Origin of the sequence: Nonomuraea sp. CA-143628 (assembly GCF_050942315.1) — a bacterium.
GTDB lineage: Bacteria > Actinomycetota > Actinomycetes > Streptosporangiales > Streptosporangiaceae > Nonomuraea.
In genome coordinates this window covers 1,102,949-1,127,731 of the sequence record NZ_CP192072.1, presented here as the reverse complement: position 1 = coordinate 1,127,731, position 24,783 = coordinate 1,102,949, and the positions used below count along the sequence as shown (strand labels likewise).

Below are 24,783 nucleotides of genomic sequence, written 5' to 3'. Positions count from 1 at the left end.
ACACGCAGATGGCCGAATCGCTTCTCCTCGCCGCCCCAAGTCGGATGGGAAGCTCAGAGAATCACGCCGGAGCGGCGTGCGAGAGCCCGTAGACCGGAGAGCTTGCTGCGGCGGTCTCGATGGAGCAGGTCGGTGATCACCTGTTGGAGGCCGGTTCGGCTGACCTCCGAGGGAGCTTGGCTGCAGCGTTCGGCACCCGCACCTACGTCAGGCACTGTTGCATGGTCTTCCGTCGCGAGCCCGTGATCGGGCAGACCCGGAGCTCGCGGCCTGTCTCGTCGACGACCTTCCTGCGTCCCAAGGGCCGCTCGAGTAGGACGGGCACTTCGACGCCACGGAGGATGTCGAGCACGGCAGGCGGCCACAACTTGTCCCGCCACATCTCCAGCAGCGTGCGTTCGGGGGGCGGGCAGGCATCGCGAAGCACTATCCGAAGCCGAACACTCGCCTCGGACTCGACTGCTTCGACTTTGTCGGTCTGGAGACATGCAGAGTCGCTCGCCGCGCCGAAGACCTGCAGGATGAGGACCCGTCCTTCCACCATGACCGTGTCGATCCGCCCGGGGAAGGGCGGATCGACCGGCCGGGACTCCCGCATGCCGGCCACCATGGAGACGGCGACGGCCAGCACCAGGAGGCAGAACATGCGCCACAGGAAGGACGAGCCCAAGGGGTTCATGCCCGGCAGGCCCGCAGGTGTGTCGCGGCTACGTACGCGGGGCGGTGTTAGCGTGCTGGCCATGTCTACTGGTGATCATCCCTTACCGAGCCAGGACGGCAGGGATTCCTCGGAGGAATCGTCAGCCGAGAAGATGCTGGGCGATGCGCACTACTTGATCCACGCTGACCCGGATGAGGTGCTGGCGCTCACGTCGCGAGCAGTGGGGACCGAGGCGCGGTTGGCCGCGGCGGTCTACCGTACGTCCGTTGGTAGGCATCGTGACCTGCCGCCCGCCGCGCGGCGCCAGGTTCTGGCCGTGGACGCCGCACGATGGCAGGCCGGTGACTTGTGTCGACGGCTCGCTGAGGCGCCGGACGAGCATGGCGCGGAGGCTTCGTTCCGGGTCGAGTGGGCAACGGGCACATCGCTGGACGGCGCGCTGCTGTGGTCGGCCGATCTGCCTGACCACGAGAAACTGGGATCGGCAGGGGCTTGGGCGGTTGCCGCCGGCGGGACGCCGGGCCAGGGCGTGGTGACCGTCGCGTCCTTCGGCCGTGACGGCTGGACTTGGGATCTGGAATCGGGCAGATGTGTCGGCCGGCCCGTATTCGACGATGGAGGTGTCGAAGCCCTGGAGACCGTGGTGCTCGACGGTCGTCCATCGCTGATCGTCAGCGGGTACAGCATCGTCGACGGGCTCATGCGGGCGAGTGTGTGGGTGATGGACCTCGGCTCCGGGCGGCGCGTCGGCTCGCCGTTCGTCGCCGAAGGAAACACGAGCGATCCTCTCGCCGTCGCCATGGTGGCGGGCCGTCCGGTCGCGATCTCCGGTGGACCGGCGGCGAGGGTCTGGGATCTGCTCGCCGGGCGCCCGCTGGGCACCCCGTTCGAGGCGCACGGCGATGCAAGGGTGATCTCGATCGCCTCGACGGCCCTGGACGGCCGCACGGTCGCGGTCACCGGTGACTCCGACGGCTTTGTGCGGGTGTGGGATCCGCTCGACGGGAAGGAGGTCGCGGCCGCGATCGAGATGTCCGGCCAGTCGAAAAGCCTGCTCGCGCTGTCCCTCGACCGTCGCCCCGTCGTGGTCTGCGGTGGCTACGACGGCCCAGTCGAAGTCCGGGACCTGCGCGATGGGACCCTCATCCGAGAACTGCTGCCCGAGGGCGTGTTGGGGCATCGCGGCCGCTCGCTCGCGACCGCGGAACTCGATGGCCGTCCGATCTTGGTCGCCGTTGACAGGGATGGGTGCCTGCGCGTGCTGGACGCGTCCACAGGTGAGCCGCTGTGTACGCCCTTGCCGTCGGGACGCGGAAGACCTGACGCGGTTCGCGTGGCCGAGGCCGGCGGCCGGGTGATCGCCGTCACCAGCGGCTTCCTGTCGTCCGTGGTGCAGGCCTGGGACCTGGCCGAGGTGTGTGCCGCATCGATCGCCGGGCGGCCAGGCCGCCTACCGGGCGACATCACCGCCCTGACGGTCGGTGAGGTCGACGGCCGCGAAGTCATCGTCACGGCGCACCACGACGAACCCGCCAAGGACGCCAGACGGGGCGAGGGATACGTGTGCGTCACCGACCTTGCCGACGGCACTTCGCTGGGACCTGCCATCCCCACTGGTAAAGGACTGATTCGGCTCGCCCTGGCCGACCTCCACGGGGATCCCATAGCGGTGATCAACTGTAACCAGCGATTCGAGCCTCGGCTGCTACGTTTGCCCGCCGGCCAGGCCGTGGACATCACCTTCCGAACCCCGCACTACAAGCAGGACCACCACGGCCACATCACCGCAGTCGCCACCGGCTACCTGGACGGCCGTCCCGTGGCGGTGACCGGCGGGCATCACAACGAAGCGCGCGTGTGGTTCCTGGACAACGGCTCCATGTGCACATCCGTCACCGGGAGAGGAGATGAGTACACGCACGTCACTGCCGTGGCCGTCGGCGCGCTACGAGGCCGCCCGGTGGCGGTCACCGCCGGACACGGATTTGATACGCCCGAGATACGGGTGTGGTGGCTGTCCAGCGGCCGAGCGGTCTGCCAGCCGGACACCGGTCACGCCGGTGGGGTGAACACCGGTCACGAAGGGGTGGTGAACGCTGCCGCGATCGGCGCCCTGGACGGCGTCCCGGTGGTGGTGACCGGCAGCCCGGATCGTACCGTCCGGGTGTGGGGCCTGGACAGCGGACGACTGCTCCGCGAACCCATGATGGGACACACGGCGGCGGTGCTGGCCGTGGTCGTGACAGAATGGGAGGGCGTGCCGGTCGTGGTGACCGGGGGCGCGGATCGTACCGTCCGGGTGTGGGACCTGGACAGTGGACGTCAACTACAGCAGTTGGACCTGCCCGGCGCGGTTTCGCACGTTGCCGTCGCGTCGGATGGACGGTTGATCGTCGCGTTCGGTGACGACATGGTCGTCCTGAAACTCCAGCATCTGGCGGCGGGCAGGGAAGCGTGAAAAGGCCGAAACGCCCGCCCAGGAACACAAGCCCGGCGTAGCCGCGCCACCGCCCAGGGGCAGACGCTTGCCTACGTCCAGCCGTACCTCGCCGTAGGGCTGGACGTGCTGCCGGAACAGCGGAGTCAGCCCGCGCCGATCGGCGGGCTTGAGTAGCATGGCACACCCCAGATCAAGTGCTCGCCCTTGCCTGCAGTGTTCGGCACCCGCACCCTACATCTGGCACCGTTGTATGGTCTCCAATCGCGAGCCCGCGATCGGGCAGACCTGGACCTCATGCCCCTGCTCGTCGAAGATCTTCCGGCGCCCCAGGGGGCGGTCGAGCGTGACAGGCACAACAACAACTCCGCCGGTACCGATGTACGATCGCGGCCACAACTCGTCCCGCCACTTCTCCAGTAGCGTGCGCTCACGTCGCGGGCAGACGTCGCGAAGCACGACACGGACCCGCACGCTCGTCTTGGACTCGGCCACTTCAGTTTTATCGGCCTTGAGGCATTCCGTGGAGTTCGTCCCGCTAACCGCTTGCACGATGAGGACCCGTCCTTCCACCTCGACCATGTCGATCCACCCGTTGAAGGGTGGTTCAGGCGCCCAAGACTCCCGTATGGAGACCGCCATGGATATCGCGACGGCCAACACCAGGAGGCTGCACATGCGCCACAGGAAGGACGGGCTCAGGGGATTCATTTCTTGTAGATGTCCTTGCCGACAGCCTTCATCACATCATGGAAGGTCACACAGGGCCGCCGATCCGGGAGACCTGCTGTTGCCCACTTATATAAGTGGTCCTCCTCGTCCATGATCGAGACAATCTCGATGAGAGTGCGAAGCTAAAGAGGAGACATCTGGATGGCTGCTTCGCGAGCCGCCCTTACACGCGACGACCTGAGGCTGAAGGTCGCCGTCCAGCGTGGGCGCCTCGCCGACACGGAGTTCCGGGTGATCCGACCGGCTAGACCGTTGAAGAACGGGGCCCTCTACGAAAACCGACATTGGTACGAGATGTATGTGGACCGGACAGACGGCCGACGCATTGGCACCTTGATGCTGCTCGCGGCGCGATCCCCGCGATCCCTGATCTACCTGCCCATGCGCACCACCCCGACCGCTCCCGGGGTTGGCTGGGACGACGAGAAGCGGCTCGACCTCGTGCTGGCCCATCGCGCGGTGCAGTTCCGACCCTCCCGGTGGAAGCGACTGCGGAAGCTCATCAACGCGGGGAACGCCCGCCGAGAGCTCCGCACCGCAAGCGTCCCGGCAAGGGACCTGCCGGCCGGCCACGGGCTCGAGACCTCAGTGCGAAGCGATCCGAAGCACAGCAATCTGCTCCATCAGGCCGTCTACGCCGAGACCCTGTTCCTGACGGGCGGCACGACAGCGTTCCGGGCGGCAGCACAGGAGTTCTTCGCCGTCACCAAGGACGGGCCACCCCACGCCGCGACGAAGCTCTACGTTCCCGGCGCCTGCAACTACCACGTCTGCCGCAGCCTCTACAGCTGGCCGGATTTGGAAGAGCATGGCTGGGACCAGCTCCATGTGGAGTTCTGCCCGCGATGGGTGAGATGATCAGGCGGGGATCTCGAGCAGGCAAAGGGGTCCGGCTCAAGCCGAACCCCTTCTACGGAAAGTGAGCTAGGAGAGGTCGAACTCTCCCTTGCCGGCCCCGTCCAGGGACACCAGACGCTCCTACTCTCCACACTGCGATGATCGGCCGCCGTCGTTCAGAGGCTTACGCCGGAGCGGCGCGCGAGAGCTCGCAGACCGGAGAGCTTGCTGTGGCGGTCTCGATGGAGCAGATCGGCGATCACCTGCCGGGGGCCGAATCGGCTGACCTCCGAGGGAGCGATCTTCTCGGCGACCAGGAGCGCACGCACCGCGCGATCGATCTTCCCCCACAGCGTGTACGCCTCGGCGACGCCCGTGTAATAGCTGGCGCGGCGCTCCGACGTTGGAATCTCGTCCGGGACGATGGTCTTGGCGTGCTCCACGGCGCTCCCCGCGTCGCCAAGGACGATGGATACGCCCATCTTGTAAGTGACCACGTGGCCGAGGCTGAGCGCGAGCTTGGGGGCGTGCCGGGCGGCTTCTTCAGCCTCCGCCAACATGCCGAGCGCGCTGTCACGGTCTTCCAAGCGAGCTGCGGCAATGGCTCCCGTGGACATCAGCGCTCCGTACGCGCCCCATGCGGGAGCAGGAGCCGAACGCAGTTGCGGGCGCAGCGACTCGGCCGTACTCACCGTGATGTCCCGCGCTTTGCCATAGTCCATGGCCCGGTGGAAAAGACTGACCAGGTCGCGCCGAGCTTCGCCGATGGCTCGAATATCACCACTGGCGTGCGCGGCCTGCTCTCCTTGATGCGCGGCTATCCATGCGTACGGCGAAGCGCTCAGCTTGATCAGCGTGCGGGTCGTCAGGTGGAAGACCTGTGCGGCGGTCGCCAGGTCAGCCGGGTCGGACGCGCTGCGGGCAACGGGGATCAGCGCGGCAAGACTGTCGGCGAGCTCGGTATAACGAGCCGCGGCGAAGTCTCGACGAGCCCGGGTGACGACACGAGCGAACGAGGCGGCCGTGAGGGCATCTGCCGAGGTCGGAGCGTGAGGGATGAGAGCATCGCGCAGACGCGCCACGGCTGCTGCGCTCTGGTCTGGTTGCCCGACTCCATCGGTCAGCCCAACTCCTGCGGCAAGCGCCGTGGTCTTGATGAACGTACGTCGCTTCGTGGTATTACCTCCTGAACGTGTCTCCAGGATAGGCGGCGCATTCTCGTATTCGCCAACCCATGCCTCCAGGAGCTTTCCGTCCGCTCCCAGAGCGTCATCAGCGAGTTCGGCGAGTAGGCGTTCCGGGTTGCGTAGTCCGCGCTCAACACGACTGAGATAGCTCTTGGAGAAGTAGGTCACCGCATGAAGGCCCGACAGCGAAACATTACGTTGCTGGCGATATCGGCGGAGTTGTTCCCCAAAACTCACCGTTGCCCCTTCCCGTTGCCCCGTTGCCCAGGTCAGGCAACCTCTCGTTCGCCCGGATACCCATCACACATGCTTGGACGGTAGCCGCGCAACAGGGCCGAGAGATTAGCGAAACGCTTTAACAACGGACCCGCCGAAACGACTGCAACTCGTCCGGCGGGCCCTTGATCGCATACTGGAGGTGCGACCCATGGGCAACTCTAGAACCACCCCGATCCCCGTCGACGACGCTACGGCGGAAAGCCAAGACAGAGCCCTTGCTGTCATTCAGCGACTTCTCGAAGAGCGGGGAATCCGCGTCCGGCGCCATCACACGATCAGTCTCGGGCTCTTCACCAACCGCACGGATGAGACCACCTGGCTCAATCGGCCTCTTCAGTCGTGGCTGCACCGGTACCCGCCCGAACTCGCCGTCATCGGTCCCCAGGGCCGTTTCGACATAACGGTGACCATAGGGCCGCGTTCCGGCTCCTACCTGGTGTCTCTGCCCAGCGACACGGAACCTCAGATCGTGAAGGGTGAGTGCCCCGAAAGAGTGGTCGACCTGATCGTTGAGAGCATTCGTGACTGTGCTGGATAAGTGTCTGAGTCCGCACGTGGCCAGGGTTCAGGGTGATCATGTGCGGTTGGAGTGGCGCACGCCGTACCCGGTGCTGGCGCGGGCGCGCGTGGTGGCCTGGACCTGTTTCTGCCGGGCGACGGTCTACGAGCTGTGCGAGAGCGCGGGGCAAGCATTCATCCGCCGGACCATCCAACGCGACCGCAGCCACGAAGTACACGAGAGCTCTATCCGGCCGATCAATGAGGCTCGGGCGATCTGGACGGGATTGTTGTCCGGAAGAGCCCGCTAGAACGGGCGTGGCGGCGAAATCTGGAGGGACGGCGCCGTCACGCCTGCTAGCGCCGTGACCGGAAGGTTTCGCCGAGTTGCCGGTAGCCTCGGACAAATGATCACGAAGCGCCCCACGGCACGTGTCATCCTCGTCGACCCCGCCGACCGCGTGCTGATGTTCCGCTTCGTCCCGCCCGATCCCTGGCCCCACGAGCCCGCATGGCACGTACCTGGTGGCGGGATCGAGCCAGGCGAATCAGCGGTGGAAGCGGCCTGTCGAGAGGTGTACGAAGAGACCGGCTTCATCATCACGCGCCAAGACCTGGGAGAGCCGGTAGCCCTCAATGAGGGAGAGTGGTCCGTTCAGGGAAGCCGCTACTACACCGTGCACACGTACTTCTTCGCCCGAGTCTCAACGGCGGAGGTTCCCGGATCTGTGGATGACGGATTCGGGCACCGATGGTGGACCGCGACCGAACTCGATGCGACCACGGAGCGGGTCTTTCCGCCCGGCCTGGCCGTACTACTGAAAGACCTGCTCCAAGGAGTTCGGTACGAACGGCCCGTCGCTCTCGACTGGTGACGTCGTGCATCATGCCCCAACCCGGCGCGCGTTTCCGATCACGGCGCTTGACAGCTCCTGGTGGTTCAGAATCCGATGGTTTCGCGGAGCAGCAGGACGGTGCCGCGTCCCGGGTGGGGTTCCGCGTTGAGGATGAGCAAGCGGTTCAGAGCGCTGGGCTGCCCGTACGCCTTCATGGCCCGTTCGTTCTCCAGTGGAAGGCAGTGGGCTTCGACGCGCCGCAGCGCGGTGCCCAGGTCGGGAACCACCTTCTGGGCCCCGACGATCCAGATCGCGCGGGGCGCGGCGCCCGAGTAGCCGGCCAGCTGGCTGCCGCTGGCCGAGGCGGCCACCAGGGAGCCGGTTTCGGTCACCGCGGCGACGCTGCCCACGATGACGTCGGGGCAGGCGATCATCCGCCAGATCTCGGCCAATTGAGTGGCGCGGTCCATGGTCGTGCTGCTTGCCTTGACGGACTTGTATCGCCCGCTGGTGTTGATGTCCTCATCGATGCCGGACAGGCGGAGGGTCTCGCTGGCCCCGGTGAACACGCTGGCGCCCTCCGGGATCAGATCCTTGACGCGGGTACGCGCGGCGGCGGCATCGTCGAGGATTTCCACGGTGAAACCGTGTGCGGTCAGCGCGGCGGCCGTCCGCTCCAGGCGCTGCTCGGATGCCCGGTCGGCGAAAGGTGTTGCCGCCGGGCCAACGGGCGCCCCGGCCGTGCTGGGCGCCGAGTCTGCCAGTGGAGCCGAGCCTGTCAGTGGGGTGGTGTCGAGGTATCTGACCTCATAGACCCGCTCCGTGAATTTCCAGCCCTCGCCGGTGCGCTGGTAGCGGTCGTGGTAGATGGCGTAGTTCAGCCCCTCGCGGCCGTCGAGGGCACGTGCGACCTCTTGCATGTAGGCGCGGCCGGTCGCCGTGTCGCCGTCCAGCTGGATCGTGCCCGGGTGCGTGTTCTGCACGAAGAAGTCCCACTGGCTCTGCAGCTGCTCGCCCACGGAGCGGATCTCCTCCCGGCCGACCATCTCGGCGGGGATGTTGGGCATCCGCAGTGCGCCATCGTGGGTGAACAGGGACGCGAGGCGGGCGCGGTCGCGCATCATCGCCGCGTCGGTGAACTCGGCGCGCAGCGCCTCGATCTCGACGCGGTCAGCGATGGCCTGAAAGTCACTCATCGGTTTCCTCCTGGTCGCCTCGAAGCCGGTGTACGACGGCTTCCTGGGTGGTGTGTTCGTCTCAGCAGTCCGACAACACAACCCCGCAGAATGTGAGGATCGATGGTGTGGCACCAGGTGAGCCAGGGTTTGATCGCGGCGCGCACGTGGCCAGCGTGCCCCTTCAGCGGGGGTTCTCGGCGCGCCAGGCGACGTAGTCGGCGACCGCCGTGGCGATGTCGAAGGCCGGGGCGAAGCCGGTGTCGTGGGTGAGCCGGGTCGTGTCGAGGTAGGGGTCGGCGCCGGGGCCGTTCCGCCGTCCGGTCAGGAGGTCGGGCCGCGGTCCGGGGGTGATCGCCCGTACGGCGTCCACGAGCTCGCGGTTGGTGAACGGCCGGCCGCTGGAAACGTTGTAGGTGGTGTGCCGCAGGGTTTCCGTGGTCATCAGCAACGCGATGGCGCGCCCGGCGTCGGGTGCGTAGCAGCTGTCGCCGCCGTCGTCGGCGTACAGCGGCTGCGGCTGTTCACCGCGGAGTGCGGCGTTGATGTACGGCGGGATGGGGTTGAACGGTGATTCCGGGTCCATCAGCGGTCCCCAGATGCTCCCGATCCGGAGCACGACCGGCTGAACCCCGCTGCCCTGGAGGCTGTGCGTGGTGAGCGGCTCGACGGCTTTCTTGAAGGCGATGATCAGGTGTGGCAGGTCCGCGGTGGGCAGCGCGAGCTCCTCGTGCCAGCGGGTCTCGGCCGCGCCGATGTACACGCCGAGGCTGCTGGCGACGGCGAATCTGCGCACGCCCCAGGTGCGGGCGGCCTCTAGCGCGTTGAGCAGGCCGATCGTGTCCGTACGGAAGAAACCGACCGGGTCCTTGTCAGGGATGCTGCCTGCCAGATGGACGATGTCGCTGATGTCGTGGCGATCGGCGAGGGCGAGGAAGGCGTCCCGGTCGGTGACGTCCAGGGATTCCACGGTGACCCGGCCGGCGAGGAAGGAGGGGACCTCGGAGCGCCGGTGGGCGGTGACCACGACCTCCTGTCCCAGGTCGGAGAGGGCGCGGGCGGTGTGGGCGCCGATCATGCCGAGCCCTCCGGTGATGAGGATCATCGGGCCACCTCATAGTGGAGGTGGGTCACGCCGGGGGCCGGGACGGCCTCCAGCAGACGGAGGTGTACGTGTTTCGGGAGCTCCTGGAAGAAGGGGCGGCCGGCGCCGAGCAGGACGGGCACCTGGTGGAGGATCACCTCGTCGACGAGGCCCGCTTCCAGCGCGGCGGCCAGCACGCCGCCGCCCATGAGGCCGACGTCCTTGCCGTCGGCGAACTGGCGGGCGACCGCGATCGCGTCCTGGATGCCGGTGGTGATCAGGGTCTGCCGCTCGGTGATTTCCGGGGCCGGTCGGTGGCTGAGGAGGATCAGCGGGGCCGCCGGGTGCGGGCTGCCGCCGCCGAAGTGGTCGGAGTCCTCGTAGGTGTTGCGGCCGGCCACGATCGCCCCTACTCGTGCGGCGGCGTCGTCGAAGAGGCGGGCGCTGGGCTCGCTGAGGTTGAATCCGTCGAACGCCTGGCTGGGTGTGTCGCCGTTGAAGTACCAGTCGAACAGCATGTTCGCGTCGCCGAGGCCGCGGCCGGCGCCGGGGTCGCGGCCGGTGATGTAGCCGTCGACCGAGACGGCGTGGGCGCTGATGACCTTGCTCATGTCTTTCCTTCCGCTGTTGATCAGCTGGGGAGAATCGGTATCGAGCCTGCCGGTCAGGCGGGACGGGCGGCATCCGTACCGGCCACGTGCCGGGTACGCGGGCACCACGTGGCGGCCACGTACCACGACCTCACATTCCGGTGCGCTGTCTTGTCGAACCGGTGAGGGCAGACGCGAGAAAGGGAGCCGGCTACACCATGACCACCCCATCCGATCCGGGCCTGAGCGCGATCATGAGCGAGCGGCGTCAGCTGATCAACGTCGCGTACCGGCTCCTGGGCTCCCTGGCCGAGGCCGAGGATGCCGTCCAAGAGACCTACGCCCGCTGGTACGCCATGTCCCGGCAGCAGCAGGACGCCATCCAGTCCCCCGGCGCCTGGCTGACGACGGTCACCAGCCGTATCTGCCTCAACCTGCTCGGCTCAGCGCGGTCACGGCGAGAGACCTACGTGGGCGAATGGCTCCCTGAGCCGCTGCCCGAACGTACGGAGTGGGTCACGAGCGACACCATGGCCGACCCGGCCGACCGGGTCACCCTGGATGAGTCGGTCAACCTGGCCTTCCTGGTCGTACTGGAGTCGATGACCCCGGCCGAACGCGTCGCGTTCATCCTGCACGACGTCTTCTGCCACTCCTTCGCCGAAGTGGCGGAGATCGTCGGCCGTACCCCGGCGGCGTGCCGCCAGCTGGCCTCCTCGGCCCGCCGCCGCGTCCGGGCCGCGCGGCCTTCCGCGACTCCGGCGGCCCAGCGCGCCGGCGTCGTCAGGGACTTCAAGCAGGCATGGCAGGCCAAGGACATCGACGCCCTCATCGGCCTGCTAGACCCCGACGCCACGGCGATCGCCGACGGCGGCGGCTCCGCCGTCACCTTCCTGCACCCCATCGAAGGCGGCGAGCGGATCGCGCACGCCTGGATCGAGCTGGCCGGCCGAGTGATGAACAACATGACGTTCCTGGAACGTACGGTCAACGGTCAGCCCGGTCTGGTGGCTCAGGAAGACGGCATCATCGTGACGGTGTTCGCGTTCGAGGTCGTGGACGATCGGATCAAGCGCATCTGGGTGGTCCGCAATCCCGACAAACTGCGTCGCTGGACGACGGGCTGAGGCGCGTTCACGCCTCAGCCTGCCGGTCCGCTGCTCGCCGTATGTCAGAAGAGCCGTACGTCAGAAGAGCCGTACGTCAGAAGACCGGCGCGCCGTCACGCGTCAGGCGCCAGTTGGTGGCGGCGAAGTCGGATGGGTTGATCGTGCCCTTCGCGGTCGCGTAGTCGATCAGCGCCTGGCGGATCTCCACCTGGGCGTTGTACAGGACCGGCGCGCCCACGACGTGCGGGAACCCGCCGCCGCCCGACTGCCGGTAGTTGTTGATCGCGACCACGAACTCCTTGTCCGCCGGCACCGGCGCGCCCTCGTAGGTGAGGTTCGCGATCCGCTGGCCCACCGGCTTGGCGATGTCGATGTCGTACGACACGCCCGACAGCTGGTCGTAGTTGTAGTCCGGCGTGTTGCCGGCGTTCGTGAGCTTGGCGACGTCCACGGGGTCGCCGGGAGCCAGCTGGTTGAAGTACTTGGCGGAGTACTCCAGGTAGTCCTTGATCTGGGCGCCCGTCAGCTTCACGGCCAGCAGCGTGTTGTCGTACACGTACAACCCGGCCACATCACGCACCCGGATGTCGCCGGCGGGGAAGACGGCGGTGCGGCTGAACGGCGCGGCGATCGACAGGACCGGGAGCTGGTTGTCCGGCAGCGCCTGCTTGACGGTCTCGACCTGGACCTGCTGGATGTAGTCGAGGATCGGGGTGTCCTTGTAGGGCGATTCGGCGGCCGAGAGCTGCTCCGACGACTTGGCCACGACCTTGTTGACGTAGCCGACCGTGGCGTCGTGCTGCGGCTTGAGCAGGGCGGTGATCTTCGGGTCCTCGGCGACCGTGTTCGTGTTGAGCGTGGCCGAGGACTTGCTGGTGACCGTCCATCTGCCGCGCTGTTTGGCGAGCTGGAAGTCGATCACGCTGAGGCGCTGGCCCCACTTGCTCGGCTCGGTGAGCAGGACCTGCTTGCCGGTGGCCTGGTTCGTGACGAACCGCTGGGCCACGTCGTTGTGCGCGTGCCCGAACAGCACCGCGTCGATGCCCGGCACCTGCTCCGCGACCATCGCGGAGGCGTTCTCCACGGGCAGGTCGCCGCCGTACGACGACATGCCGTTGTCGCCCGCGTGCGCGGTCACCACGACCACGTCGGCGCCCAGGCCACGGATGATCGGCACCCACTTCTTGGCCGACGCCACCAGGTCGGTGAAGCGGAGTTTGCCCTCGACGTTCGCCTTGTCCCAGATCGCGACACCCGGGTTGGTCAGGCCGAGCACACCCACCTTGACCGGCTTGTCGCCCTTGACGTTCATGGTCTTGATCACGAACGGCAGGTAGGCGGGCCGGCCGGTCTTCGCGCTGACGGCGTTCGCGCCGAGCACCGGGGCCTTCATCTGGTGGATCCAGGTGGCCAGCAGGGGCAGGCCGTAGTTGAACTCGTGGTTCCCCAGGGTGACGGCGTCGTAGCCGATGGCGTTCATGGCCTTGGCCATCGGGTGGACCGGGCCGTTCCTGGTGATCGGCTCGACCTTGGCGTAGTAGTACGCCAGCGGGGTGCCCTGGATGGTGTCACCGGAGTCGAACAGCAGCGTCCGGCCGGCGCCGCGCTCCGCTCGCACCTTGTTGACCAGCGTCGACACCTTGGCCAGGCCGACGTTGTTGCCGGCGCTGTCGGCGTAGGCCGCGTCCTTGTAGTAGTCCCAGTTGAGGACGTTGCCGTGGATGTCGGAGGTGCCCATCACGGTGACAGTGACGGTCTTGTCACCGGTCGCGTTCGCGGGTACGCCCATCAGGGCCAGCGCGATCAGCGCGACGGCCCCAAGCTTCATGGTGTGCATGGCGTGGACATTAAATGCGGCAAGTAACCCATGGATCACGGACCCTCGTCACATCACTGGGACTTGACCGAGGCGTCCTCGGCGGGGACCTCCTTCGGGGAGGCGCGCAGCCAGCGGCAGCCGTGCGGGTCCATCGTCAGCCGGGCCACGCCCTCCTCCGAGACCTCCAGCGTCCCGTCCACCAGGAGGTCCGTGAGGGTGTTCGTCTCCAGGCCCACCAGCTTCAGCTCCACGTCCTGGGCGGTCTCGCCGAGGTTGTGGATCGCCACCACCGTGGCGCCATCGGCGTCGCAGCGGTGCGCCAGGATCGCCGGATCGGCCGTCTCCAGCACCGTACAGTCGCCCCAGGCCAGCTCGGGGCACTCCCGGTAGCGCTCGATGAGCAGCTGGAACCAGCGCAGTAACGAGTCGTTGTCCCGCTTCTGGTCGGCCACATTGATCCGCGCGGGCGCGAAGGCGGCCTCCGGCATCGCGCGTTCGGGGGTGCCTCGGGTGAAGCCGCCGTCCGGTGACCACTGCATCGGTGTCCGTACGGCCATGCGGCCCTCCGCCTTGAGGTTCTCCCCCATACCGATCTCTTCGCCGTAGAACATGACCGGGGTGCCGGGGAGGGAGAAGAGCAGGCTGTAGGCCATCTTGATGCGGCGCATGTCCCCGCCCATCATGGTCGGCAGGCGTCTGCGCAGGCCACGGCCGTAGATCTGCATGTCCTCCTCGGGGCCGAACGCCTGGAAGATCTCCTGGCGTTCCTTGTCCGTGAGCTTGTCCAACGTCAGCTCGTCGTGGTTGCGGAGGAACATCGCCCACTGGCAGTCCTTGGGCGGTTTGGGACGTGAGCTGAGCGCGTCGGCGAGCGGCTCGGCCTCGCCGCGCGCCAGCGCCAGCCACGCGCGCTGCATGCCGATGAAGTCGAAGCACATGGTGAGCTGGTCGCCGAGCCCGTCGCCGAAGTACGGGAGCAGGCCCTTGTAGGGCAGGTTGACCTCGCCGAGCAGCACCGAGGCGCCCTCGCGCCGGGTCATGAAGGCGCGCAGGTCCGCCAGGAACTCGTGCGGGTCGGCCAGTTGGGGGTGGACGTTCTCGATGAGGAACGGCACGGCGTCGACCCTGAACCCCGACAGCCCGAGCTCCATCCAGAAGCCCAGGATCCGGGCGATCTCATCGCGGACCTCGGGGTTGCTGACGTTCAGGTCTGGCTGGTGGCGGTAGAAGCTGTGCAGGTAGTACTGGCCGGTGGAGGTGTCCAGCTGCCAGATGCTGTCCTCCTTGTCGGGGAAGACCACCTGCTTGGGATCGTCGGGTTCCGGTTTGTCCGACCAGACGTACCAGTCGCGCTTCGGCGACTTCTTGCTGGAGCGCGACGCGATGAACCAGGGATGCTGGTCGGAGGTGTGGTTCACGACCAGGTCCGCGATCACCCGCAGGCCGCGATCCTTGGCGGTCCGCATGAACTCCACGAAGTCGCCCAGCGTCCCGAGCCTCGGGTCGATGGTGTAGAAGTCGGTGATGTCGTAGCCGTCGTCCCTGTTGGGGGTGGGGAAGAACGGCATCAGCCACAGACAGGTGACCCCGAGCCCCGCGAGGTAGTCGATCTCCTGCGTGAGCCCCCGGAAGTCGCCGACCCCGTCGTCGTTGCCGTCCTTGAAGGTCTCGACGTCCAGACAGTAGACAACGGCGTTCTTCCACCACAGATCAGAGGTGTACGTCAGTCGCATGGCGCCACCGCTACCCAGCGACGGCGCACACATTCAGCGCCGCATACGCCGGACAGGTCCCACACATCCGTTGTGGCCATGGAATGTCCGTACTCTTCGCTAAGATCTCCAGCGGCAAGGCTGTAGCGCAGAGGTCGTCGCGCCTTACAGCAGGTTGGAGGACGTCGGTTCGAATCCGACCAGCCTTGCCCTAAATCGTGGACGTCATCGGTGGGGGTGTGGGTGTCGGTCGTCGATCCTGACTTGACCGGGACACCGCCGCCCGAATCAGGAACCCTCCCCAACCCGGCCGAGGTCGAGGCCTGCCTGCGGGTGATGGCCCAGGCACGCGCGGCGGATCCGGCTGATCCTCGATGGGCGGCCGTGCACGAGGCCGCGGCGCACCTGTACCGGGCGGGGAAGAAGACCCGGAAGGCGTCGCGGCACGCCGAGCGCAGGCGACGCGACCACGAGGCCACGGCGGCCACGACGCGCTATCGAGAGCAGGATCCATCCCCCGCGCCCGTCCCGCCGGCCGCCTCGACGGGCCCCCAGGATCAGGCCGGTTCCGCAGAGCCGGGTGACCGGTCCGCGCCGACCCGGCGCCCGCTGGTGGGCACGCGACGCTGTTATGTCTGCAAGTCCGCCTACCAGCAGGTACATCCGGAATACCACCTGCTGTGCCCGGACTGCGCCGAGGAGAACCTGGCCCGTCGGCACGCCCGCTGCGATCTACGTGGCCGCCGGGCGATCGTGACCGGGGGGCGGGTGAAGATCGGTTTCCAGCTGACGCTGAAGCTGCTGCGCGACGGAGCGGACGTCCTGGTCACCACCCGCTACCCGCGAGATGCCGCCCGTCGGCTCGCGGCCGTGCCCGACGCCGAAGCATGGCTGGACCGGGTGCACGTCCACGGTGTCGACCTGCTCGATCTGGCGGCCGTCGCGGGGCTGCTGGAGTCCGTTCAGCGGCGGTTCAGTCATCTCGACATCCTCGTCAACAATGCGGCTCAGACGATCCGCCGACCCGGCGCGTACCACCGCGAGGTGCGCGCGGCGGAGCGCGCGCCGCTGAGCGGCCTGGCCGCGCGGATCGACGTGGCGGACTTATCGGGTACGGCGGCGCAGACCGACGTGGCGGACTTGTCGGGAACGGTCGCGCCCGCCGTCGCCGCGCGGCCGGAACCCGTGCCAGCGGTCGCGACTCCAGCGGGCTCCGGGCAAGCTGTCACGCGGCGGGACGCCCTGGAGGCGCTGTTCCCCGCCGGGCGGACGGACGAGACCGGTCAGCCGCTGGACCTGCGCGATCGCAACAGCTGGAGTCTCCGGCTGCACGAGGTGGACCCGGCCGAGTGGCTGGAGGTCCAATTGGTGAATTCCTTCGCGCCGTTCTTGCTGACGTCCCGGCTGCGCGGTCTGCTGGAGTCCTCGCCGTGGCCGGACCGGTACGTCGTACAGGTCTCGGCGATGGAGGGCAGCTTCTCCCGGGAGCAGAAGACCGTCCGCCATCCGCACACCAACATGGCCAAGGCCGCCCTGAACATGCTGACCCGCACCGCCGCCGCGGACTACGCGGCCTCGGGCATCTACATGAACAGCGTCGACACCGGCTGGGTCACCGACGAACGCCCCCATCCGGACAAGACCGCGCAGCGGGAGGCCGGATTCCGCCCGCCGCTGGACGTCATCGACGGCGCCGCCCGGGTCTACGACCCGATCGTGCGTGGTGTAGGCGGGAACCGGATGTCCGGCCTGTTCTTGAAGGACTACCGACCGGTGGATTGGTGATGATGGAGCCGACGCCCGTACGCTGCCCCGCGATCGAGCACCTTGACGTACCGACGGCCGATCTGACGGACCTGGGTCCGCTGGTCGCCCGGCTGGCCGCACCGACCCCGGTGGCGGCCGACGAGACCTTCCCGCTCGGCACCGTACGGCCCGACGGCCGAGTCGATTTGTGCAAGCAGGGCCTCGGCCCGGCTGGTACGGCGCGGCTGCTCCCGGCCACGGTGGCCTCGCCGCACGCCGTCCATCTGCTGCTGGGCACCAACGCCATCGGGAACGACGGCGCCCGGACCATCGCCGACGCGCTCGTTCCCGGCCACGGCCTGGAGACTCTCTACCTCGGCTGCAACCGCATCGACGCGGCCGGCGCCGAGGCGCTCGCCGCTCGACTGGCCACGGACACCACCGTGCGCGCCCTGTGGCTCAAGCGGAACCCGGTGGGCGACGACGGAGTCCGCGCCCTCGCCGCGATGCTGCGCCGGAACACCACGATCCGCACTCTCGACCTGGTCAACACCGGGCTCACGCGGGAGGGACTGCGGGCGCTGCTGGTCGTGCTCACCGAGCGGCCGAACCCGGTCGAGCGGCTGTTCCTGGGCGGGAACGGGCTGGGCTCGGAGTCCGCCGACCTGCTGGCCGCGCTCATCCGGGACGCCGGGGTACGCGAGCTCTACCTTCCGGCGAACCATCTCGGCGACGCCGGCGCGGCCACGCTCGCCGCGGTGGCCGACCCGGCCCGGCCGGTGCGCCTGGGCCTCGGTGGCAACGGCATCGGGCCGGACGGCGCACGCGCGCTGGCCGACGCGCTCAGCGGCATCGAGGCACTCGACCTGGGACGTCCGCCATCGGAGCGGAGCCTCGGCGCACCCGCGAACGTCACCGGAGACACGGGCGCGGCCGTGCTGGCCGCGGCTCTGCCCGGCAGCCCACTGCGCCGGCTGGAGCTGCGCCGGACCGGGATCACCGGCCGTGGTGCCAAGGCCCTGCTGGCCGCCGTTCCCGACGACACCCGGCTGGAATACGTCGGGTTCGGCCCCGGCGTGCCCCGCCAGGTGAAGCGGGCGCTGGCGCCGCGGCTCCGTCCCGCCGCCCGGACCCATCCGGACCTGCACGCGATCGGGAGCCTCTACCGGTGAGCGCGGCGCCCTCACCGGCCGGTCTGCCACCTCGTACGCCGTCCCGTTCGTATCCGCCGCACGAGGCGTCCCGGTTGCGGCGGATCCGGCGGTACGCGGTCCCCTCGTGGATGGTCGATCAGGCGACCGAACGACGGCTCGCCGGCGACTGGCGTGGCGCCTGCGCCGCCGCCAACGTCGATGTCACCTTCGACCTGGCCGAGATCGCGAACGATCACGGCGCCGCCGTCGCCACGGCGCTCGAGGACGACCTGGGCAACTTCGCCCCTGACCTGCTGCGCTGGCACCTGCCCCGCCTGGAGCGCGGGCGTACGACGATCGTGCCCGACCAGGTGATGGTCCTGGGGCGGCTGGGTGTGGCCTCAGACGCCCCGTACCTGTACCTCCAGACGCCCCGCTGGATGGCCCACGGCCCGCAGCGGCTGCGCCTGCACGTCGGGTCGGTTGACCACCAGGACGACACCTATCTGGAGACCGACTGGGCGTACTGCGCGTTCTGGCGCAACGTCACCCAGGACTGGAGCTCGTCGCGTCACCTGTGGGATGTGCGCCATGCCGACGACCTGCGTGAACGCTGCGGCGGCGACAAGGCGCGGGTGCCGTTCTTCCACGGCGACGGCACACCGCGCGGGGCGGACGAGCTGCCCACGGCCGACCCTGGCCGCGCTGACCCGGCGTCGCTGACCGAGTGGGTCACGCTGCTGCACGAACGCGGCGAGGTCGAAGCGGCGTTCGCGGCCGCCGGCATCGATCTGGACACCGCGCCGCTCGAGGTCGAGCCCTATTACCAGGTGAATCGCGTTGATCCGCTCGACGTTCTCGCGCGGATACCCCTTGCCTTGACCCGGGTGGAGTCGGAGATCCGTCGCCTTGCGGCCGCAGTGGGAACCGACCGTTTCTGGCTTCCGTACCGACAGTACGCGGCGGTCCTGTTCGAGACCGACGGATCGGATGCGGGGCTGCGCGTCCGACTCGTCAAATTCGAGATAGGCGCGGAGCCCGCGGACACGGTGCTCCCCGAGGCATGCTGGCGCCGCCTGCCCGACCTTGACCTGCTGCGGGACGGTTATCCGCCGGAGCGGCTCCATCCGCTCGTACGCGAGGCCCTGTTCCCGAGCCAGGACGCTCCTGTGGAGCCGGCCGACCCGGAACTCCCGAAGCCGGCCCGGATCCGCTGCCGCGGCGAGTGGCACGAGGTGTCCTTCCGCGACGGAGCCCTTCACATCCCGCACAGCGCGGAGGAGCAGCAGCGGGAGGACGCCATGCGAGTGTTCGGGGGCGCGATCGCCGGCTGCTTCGCCGCACGGCACACGTGGACGTCCGGAACAGGACGGCTGCCCAAGGCCCTGCTCGACCAGCGACGGGACCTTTTCGCGCGGGCCCAGCACGGCGACCTCCCGGGAGTCCTACGGCTGCTGGACGCCGGGGTGGATCCACGCGTCCGTGATGGCCGACAGCGCACCCTGCTCCACATGCTGCACCTGCTCGACCCCGGCGTCGATCCAAGGGTGCACGGCCGTGGAGGGGCCGAGCCGGCCCACTTCGACCATGATGGTCTGCTCGGGCGGCTCCTGGCGGCGGGAGTGGACATCGATGCCAGAGATGAGAATCAGCGCACGCCGCTGTTCTCCGCGATCTGCGGGGACGGTTCGGTGGCGCTCATCAACGCGCTGCTCGCCGCGGGGGCGCGGATCGACCTGACCGGCGAGATCCATGGCGAGCCCGTCTCGCTCTATGGCCTGCTCACCTTGCTCTATCGCGATGACCTGGACTTCATCACGGATCGGATCGAACGCGAGTATCCGGAACTCGCCGAGGACCGGTGAACGCCGTCAGCACGCCAGTCCCCGACCCCACCGCCGAGGCAACGCCGCGCCGCACGCCGTCGTACCCACCGGACGAGGCGTCGAGCCGACGGCGGATCCTGCGGTACGCCGTTCCCCGGTGGATGATCGAGCGGGCCACCGAGCGACGGCTCGCCGGCGACTGGCGTGGCGCCTGCGCCGCCGCGAACGTCGACGTCGCGTTCGACCTGGCCGACATCGCCCGGGAGCATGGGGGCGCCGTCGCGGCCGCCGTCGAGGACGACCTCCGCCATTTCGCTCCGGACCTGCTGCGCTGGCATCTGCCGCGCGTCCTGGACGGACGTACGACGATCCGCACCGGCCAGACGGTGACCTTGGGCGGTTACCGGGGCGCGCGGTATCTGTACGTCACCACGCCAACGATGGTGGATGGGCCACAGCGGCTACTCCTGTGCTTCGGCCGCATCGACGATGCCGTCAGCTCGGGCGATCGTCGGCACAACTGGACCACGCTGCGGCACCTGTGGGATGTACGGCACACCGGCGCGCTGCTGGAACGCCACGGCGGCGGAAACCGGCCGCCGTTCTTCAACGCGGACGGGACCCGGCGCGCCGCCGAGGAGTTGCCCACGGCCGACCCCGGTCCCGCCGACCCGCCGGCCCACGCCGAATGGGTGACCCTGCTGCATGAGCGAGGGGAGGTCGAGGCGGCGTTCGCCGCGGCGGGAATCGCGTTGGATCCGTCACCGCTCCAGCACCACTGGGGTGCGATCGATCCGTTGCCTGTCCTGGAGAAACTCCCGCTGGCGCTGACCAGGCTCAAGCCGGAGATCCTGCTGCTCATCCGCGAGGGCTTTGGGCGTCGCTTCCAGATTCCGCATTCCTACCGCAGCTCCCTGCTGCTCGAACGCGGCAGGTGGACCGACAAACTGCGGATCCGGATCATCGACCCCGAGGAGACCTCCGGCACCCCGGTGCTGCCCGAGGCGTGCTGGCGGCGGCTGCCGGACCTCGACGTACTCCGTCACGACGACGCGGATCCGGACCGGCTGCATCCGCTGGTCCGGAACGCGCTCTTCCCGATGCGTGCGGACCCCACCGATCCGGTCGGACCGCCGGATCCGCGGCCCCCGTCCCCGGTTCGGGTGCGCTGCCGCGGTGAGTGGCACGAGGTGTGCTTCCAGGACGGCGCGTTACGGGTGCCGCACAGCGCGGACGAGCAGCGGCGTGAACAGGCGATGCGGGCGTTCGGCGGCGCGGTCGCCGGCTGTTTCGCCGTGGCGCGGACAGTGTCCTCCGGCGAGGGGCGGCTGCCGAAAGCTCTGCGGGAGCAGCAGCGGGAGCTGTACAGCCGGGCTCAGCACGGTGACACGCCGGGAGTGCTCAGGCTGCTCGACGCCGGGGTCGACCCGCGCTTCCGTGACGGTCGCCGCCGCACGCTCCTGCACGCGCTGATCCACCTGGACCACGAGGTCCTGCTGCCGCGCCTGCTGGCGGCCGGGGTCGACCTCGAGGCCGTGGACCACAACCGGCGCACGGCGCTGCACGTGGCGGTCGTGGCCAATGGCTCCGTCGCGCTGGTCCGGGCGCTGCTGGCCGCCGGAGCGAACCCCGACGTCACCGACGACATGGGCCAGTCGCTCTCCCAGCTCATCCGCTCCTTCAAGCGCACCGACCTGGACTTCCTGCTGGACCGGGACCGTTAGGACGAGGAACATTGACCGTCACCGATGAGAACCTCACACCGGACCCGCTGGCCGCGGCCGACGAACTGGTCCGCCGGCTCGGCTCCCAGCGGACGGAGCCGGCCGCGAACCCGCAGTTGGAGGCGCTGGCGCTCGCGGTGTCGGCGAACCTCCCCGTGCTGTTGTGGGGCGAGCCGGGGATCGGCAAGTCCGCCGGCCTCCAGCAGTTGGCCGCCGGGCTCGGCGTCCCGCTGGAGACGGTGATCGCGAGCGTGCACGAGCCCTCCGACTTCGCCGGCCTTCCGATCATCGGTGATGATCCGGCCACCACCGGGGTACCGATGGCCCCGCCGGACTGGGCGGTGCGGCTGGCCACGGCCGGGCGCGGCATCGTGTTCTTCGACGAGCTGTCCTCCGCTCCCCCTGCCGTCCAGGCGGCGCTGCTGCGGGTCGTCCTCGAACGCCGGGTCGGCAGCCTGTCACTCCCGGAGCCGGTCCGTGTGGTCGCCGCCGCCAACCCGCCGTCCAGCGCCGCGGACGGCTGGCACCTCAGCCCGCCACTGGCGAACCGGTTCGTCCACCTGCAGTGGACGCACGACCCGCGAACGGTCGCACGAGGCATGGCCGGCACCTGGCCGGCCGTACCCCTGCCGCTCATCGACCCGGCTCGGGTGCCCAGCGCGGTCGCCCGCGCCCGCGGGGTGGTCTCCGGGTTCCTCACCGCACGGCCCGGCCTGGCCCATCATCTGCCCGGCGACGCGGAGAGCCGGGGCCGCGCCTGGCCGTCGCCGCGTACCTGGGAGATGGTGCTGCGCCTGCTGGCGGTCGGGTACGCCGCCGGCGCCGACCAGAAGGCGGTCGCGGCCGCGGTGATCGGCGCGGTGGGCGACGGCACGGGTCTGGAGCTGCTGGCCTACCTCGAACAGCTCGACCTGCCCGACCCGGACCGCGTTCTGGCCAATCCGGCCGCCTTCGCACTACCGGAGAGGGGCGACCGGCAGCTCGCCTTCCTGACGGCCATCGTCTCAGCGGTGCAGAGCGACCTCACGCGGCGGCGCTGGGAGGCCGGCTGGGCGGTGCTGGCAAAGGCCGTCGACGCCGGTGTACCGGACGTCGCGGCCCGGGCCGCCGGGGATCTCGCGGCGATGCGCGACACCGACTGGCCGGTGCCGAGCGGCATCGACGCGTTCCTCGATCTGCTCCAGCTGTCCGGCGCGCTGCCGAGCGCCTCCTGACCCGTGGCCGAATTCGACCGAGTCAAGTTGCTCGCCGCGCGCTACCGCGCCGCGAGCGACCGGCCGTACCTCGCCTCCGCGCTCTACTCGCTGACGGTCGTGCCGACCAGCGGCGTGCCGACGATGGCCGTCGACCGGCACTGGCGGTGCTACGTGTCACCGGCGTTCGTCGCGGCGACGCCCGTTCCCGAGCTCGCGGGCGTATGGATCCATGAGGTTTCTCACGTGCTGCGCGACCACCACGGCCGTGCGGACCGGCTGCCGGCCACCGACCAGCGCGACCGGCTGCGCGTGAACGTCGCCCAGGACTGCGAGATCAACGATGACCTGCTCGCCGACGGGCTGGCACTGCCGGAAGGCCGGGTGGAACCCGGCACCTTCGGGCTGACGGCCGGACGGCTGTTCGAGGAGTACCTCCCGCGACTGCCGCCGTCCGCCGCCTGCTCCGACTGCGGCTCCGGCGCCCACGGCTCACCGGGCGATTGGGAGATCACCGGTGACGGCGGGCCGGGCGGCGTCAGCACGGTCGAGTCCGAGGCTCTGCGCCGGCATACCGCTGAGGCGATGCGCGCCCACCAGCGCAACCGCGGCAGCCTCCCGGCCGGCTGGCAACGCTGGGCGGAGCAGATCCTGGAGCCGACGGTCGACTGGCGCCGGGTGCTCGCGGGCGCCGTACGGGAGGCGGTCGCCTGGGCCGCCGGGGCGGTCGACTACACCTACCACCGCCCGTCCCGCCGCACCGCCGCACTGCGCGGCATCGTGCTGCCGAGCCTGCGCCGCCCGCTGCCGGTCGTCGCGATCGTCATCGACACCTCGGGGTCCATGGGCGAGGACGAGCTCGCGGCGGCCCTCGCCGAGGTCACCGGTGTACTGCGGGAGGTCGGCGTCGGCGGTAATCGGGTCACGGTGCTCGCCTGTGACGCCGATGTGCAGACCGCTGCTCGGGTGACGTCCGCGCAGCAGGTGAATCTCGCCGGTGGGGGCGGCACGGACATGCGGGTCGGCATCAGCGCGGCCCTCGCCCTGCCCGAACGGCCCGGCGTCGTGATCGTGCTGACCGATGGCTTCACTCCGTGGCCCGACGCGCCGTCGTCGGCCCGCCTCATCGCCGCGCTCATCGGCGCGGATCCGCCGTCCCCGCCCGCCTGGGTCGAGGCCGTCCGCATTCCTGTCGCGGGCTAGAGCAGTGTGCCGCCTGTCACCTCGAAACCGGCGAGCGCCTCGTCGACGCGGGCCAGCGTGTCGGGGTGCAGGACGAGGTCGGCGGCGGCCAGGTTCTCCTCGATGTGCGCCGGCGTGCGGCTGCCCGGAATGGCCACCACGTGCTCGTACTGGTGCAGCAGCCAGGCCAGCGCCAGCTGGGCCGGGGTGATGCCCAGGCGCGTGGCCAGGTCCCTGATCGGGGCATAACGGTCGTTGTTGCTCGCCAGGTTGTCGGCCGAGAAGCGGGGCGCGTTGTGCCGGAAGTCGCCCTCGCCGAGCCGCTGTACGGTGCCGGTGAGGAAGCCGTTGCCCAGCGGGCTCCAGGCCACGATCCCCACGCCCAGCTCGCGGGCCGTCTTGAGGAGGTCGGGATCGACCGGGCGCCACATCGACCACTCGTTCTGTACGGCCGTCACCGGGTGCACGGCGTGCGCCCTGCGCAGCTCGTCGGCGGTCACGTTCGACAGGCCGAGGTGTCTGACCAGGCCGGCCTCGACCAGCTCGGCCATCGCCCCGGCCGTCTCCTCGATCGGTACGCCCGGGTCCACGTAGTGCAGGTAATAGAGGTCGATCACGTCGGTGTCCAGGTTGCGCAGGCTCCGCTCGGCGTATTGGCGGACCAGCCTCGGCTCGGCGTTCACCCGCAGCTCGCCGAACGCGTAGCCCACCGGGTGCGACCTGCTCGCCTCACCCTCCGGGATGGCCAGGCCGAACTTGGTGGCGACCACCACCTCATCACGCCGCCCCTTGATCGCCCGGCCGACCAGGCGTTCGTTGTGGCCGTTCACGCCATAGGCGTCGCTGGTGTCGATGTGTACCGCTCCGGCGTCGAGCGCCGCCTTGAGCGCCGTTTCCGCGCGGGTGTCGTCGATGTCGCCGTACACGCCGGGTGACAGCACCATGGCGCCGAAACCGATCGCGGGGACCGTCAGGTCGTTTCCAAGTTCATGGGTCTTCATGTGGTTCATCCTGCTCGCGGTA

General features: G+C 69.1%; 20 protein-coding genes and 1 tRNA gene. 12 read left to right on the top strand and 9 right to left on the bottom strand.

Translation table 11 applies throughout. From position 1 onward, the window contains the following. Positions 1-202: 202 nt before the first annotated feature. Positions 203-742 carry a hypothetical protein gene (locus tag ACQP2T_RS05385; protein WP_433515073.1) on the bottom strand — a complete coding sequence of 180 codons (540 nt, stop codon included), beginning with the start codon at positions 740-742 and terminating at the stop codon, positions 203-205. Between ACQP2T_RS05385 and ACQP2T_RS05380 the strand changes: the two genes are divergently transcribed. Next, positions 741-3,119 (top strand): WD40 repeat domain-containing protein, encoded by a 2,379-nt coding sequence (locus ACQP2T_RS05380; RefSeq protein ID WP_433515072.1) that lies wholly within the window; start codon positions 741-743, stop codon positions 3,117-3,119. The genes ACQP2T_RS05385 and ACQP2T_RS05380 overlap by 2 nt on opposite strands. Before the next feature lie 213 nt (positions 3,120-3,332). On the opposite strand, the gene ACQP2T_RS05375 is transcribed toward ACQP2T_RS05380, so the two are convergent. Then, positions 3,333-3,809 carry a hypothetical protein gene (locus ACQP2T_RS05375; protein ID WP_433515071.1) on the bottom strand — a complete coding sequence of 159 codons (477 nt, stop codon included), beginning with the start codon at positions 3,807-3,809 and terminating at the stop codon, positions 3,333-3,335. 162 nt (positions 3,810-3,971) lie between these two features. On the opposite strand from ACQP2T_RS05375, the gene ACQP2T_RS05370 reads away from it, so the two are divergent. Next, positions 3,972-4,688 (top strand): hypothetical protein, encoded by a 717-nt coding sequence (locus tag ACQP2T_RS05370; protein WP_433515070.1) that lies wholly within the window; start codon positions 3,972-3,974, stop codon positions 4,686-4,688. Between the two features lie 155 nt (positions 4,689-4,843). Here the strand turns inward: ACQP2T_RS05370 and ACQP2T_RS05365 are convergent, their stop codons facing one another. Next, complete coding sequence (locus ACQP2T_RS05365) at positions 4,844-6,091, bottom strand: helix-turn-helix domain-containing protein (protein WP_433515069.1); 1,248 nt, start codon at positions 6,089-6,091, stop codon at positions 4,844-4,846. Between the two features lie 190 nt (positions 6,092-6,281). Here ACQP2T_RS05365 and ACQP2T_RS05360 point away from each other — a divergent pair, with 190 nt between their 5' ends. After that, on the top strand, positions 6,282-6,671 hold the full coding sequence (locus ACQP2T_RS05360) for a hypothetical protein (RefSeq protein ID WP_433515068.1): 390 nt from the start codon (positions 6,282-6,284) through the stop codon (positions 6,669-6,671). 367 nt (positions 6,672-7,038) lie between these two features. Then, complete coding sequence (locus ACQP2T_RS05355; protein ID WP_433515067.1) at positions 7,039-7,506, top strand: NUDIX hydrolase; 468 nt, start codon at positions 7,039-7,041, stop codon at positions 7,504-7,506. Between the two features lie 65 nt (positions 7,507-7,571). On the opposite strand, the gene ACQP2T_RS05350 is transcribed toward ACQP2T_RS05355, so the two are convergent. From ACQP2T_RS05350 to ACQP2T_RS05340, 3 genes are all read right to left on the bottom strand, one after another. Next, a complete protein-coding gene (locus ACQP2T_RS05350) occupies positions 7,572-8,663 on the bottom strand; it encodes a nuclear transport factor 2 family protein (protein ID WP_433515066.1) in 1,092 nt (363 codons plus the stop codon). Positions 8,664-8,826: 163 nt separating this feature from the next. Further along, on the bottom strand, positions 8,827-9,747 hold the full coding sequence (locus ACQP2T_RS05345; RefSeq protein WP_433515065.1) for an NAD-dependent epimerase/dehydratase family protein: 921 nt from the start codon (positions 9,745-9,747) through the stop codon (positions 8,827-8,829). Continuing rightward, positions 9,744-10,337 (bottom strand): dihydrofolate reductase family protein, encoded by a 594-nt coding sequence (locus ACQP2T_RS05340; RefSeq protein WP_433515064.1) that lies wholly within the window; start codon positions 10,335-10,337, stop codon positions 9,744-9,746. Before ACQP2T_RS05340 ends, ACQP2T_RS05345 begins: the two co-directional genes overlap by 4 nt. 197 nt (positions 10,338-10,534) lie before the next feature. Here ACQP2T_RS05340 and sigJ point away from each other — a divergent pair, with 197 nt between their 5' ends. Further along, a complete protein-coding gene (gene sigJ, locus ACQP2T_RS05335) occupies positions 10,535-11,443 on the top strand; it encodes an RNA polymerase sigma factor SigJ (protein ID WP_433515063.1) in 909 nt (302 codons plus the stop codon). A gap of 76 nt (positions 11,444-11,519) precedes the next feature. Here the strand turns inward: sigJ and ACQP2T_RS05330 are convergent, their stop codons facing one another. Next, positions 11,520-13,262, bottom strand: a complete 1,743-nt coding sequence (locus tag ACQP2T_RS05330) for a bifunctional metallophosphatase/5'-nucleotidase (protein WP_433515062.1) — start codon at positions 13,260-13,262, stop codon at positions 11,520-11,522. Between the two features lie 53 nt (positions 13,263-13,315). Beyond that, positions 13,316-14,977, bottom strand: a complete 1,662-nt coding sequence (locus ACQP2T_RS05325; protein WP_433515061.1) for an alpha-amylase family protein — start codon at positions 14,975-14,977, stop codon at positions 13,316-13,318. Positions 14,978-15,093: 116 nt separating this feature from the next. Here ACQP2T_RS05325 and ACQP2T_RS05320 point away from each other — a divergent pair. From ACQP2T_RS05320 to ACQP2T_RS05290, 7 genes are all read left to right on the top strand, one after another. Further along, positions 15,094-15,165, top strand: a tRNA-OTHER gene (locus ACQP2T_RS05320). A 34-nt stretch (positions 15,166-15,199) separates the two neighbouring features. Next, positions 15,200-16,741, top strand: coding sequence for an SDR family NAD(P)-dependent oxidoreductase (locus ACQP2T_RS05315; RefSeq protein ID WP_433515060.1), 1,542 nt, complete (start codon positions 15,200-15,202; stop codon positions 16,739-16,741). After that, positions 16,741-17,874, top strand: a complete 1,134-nt coding sequence (locus ACQP2T_RS05310; RefSeq protein WP_433515059.1) for a gala protein — start codon at positions 16,741-16,743, stop codon at positions 17,872-17,874. The genes ACQP2T_RS05315 and ACQP2T_RS05310 overlap by 1 nt, the downstream gene beginning before the upstream one ends. Next, positions 17,871-19,700 carry an ankyrin repeat domain-containing protein gene (locus ACQP2T_RS05305; protein WP_433515058.1) on the top strand — a complete coding sequence of 610 codons (1,830 nt, stop codon included), beginning with the start codon at positions 17,871-17,873 and terminating at the stop codon, positions 19,698-19,700. Before ACQP2T_RS05310 ends, ACQP2T_RS05305 begins: the two co-directional genes overlap by 4 nt. Next, on the top strand, positions 19,697-21,385 hold the full coding sequence (locus tag ACQP2T_RS05300; protein WP_433515057.1) for an ankyrin repeat domain-containing protein: 1,689 nt from the start codon (positions 19,697-19,699) through the stop codon (positions 21,383-21,385). The genes ACQP2T_RS05305 and ACQP2T_RS05300 overlap by 4 nt, the downstream gene beginning before the upstream one ends. An 11-nt stretch (positions 21,386-21,396) precedes the next feature. Continuing rightward, entirely contained in the window at positions 21,397-22,599 is a 1,203-nt protein-coding gene (locus tag ACQP2T_RS05295) for an AAA family ATPase (protein WP_433515056.1), read from the top strand. Between the two features lie 3 nt (positions 22,600-22,602). Next, positions 22,603-23,781, top strand: a complete 1,179-nt coding sequence (locus tag ACQP2T_RS05290; protein WP_433515055.1) for a vWA domain-containing protein — start codon at positions 22,603-22,605, stop codon at positions 23,779-23,781. On the opposite strand, the gene ACQP2T_RS05285 is transcribed toward ACQP2T_RS05290, so the two are convergent. Next, a complete protein-coding gene (locus ACQP2T_RS05285) occupies positions 23,778-24,761 on the bottom strand; it encodes an aldo/keto reductase (RefSeq protein ID WP_433515054.1) in 984 nt (327 codons plus the stop codon). The two genes, ACQP2T_RS05290 and ACQP2T_RS05285, sit on opposite strands and share 4 nt — an antisense overlap. Positions 24,762-24,783: the final 22 nt, after the last annotated feature.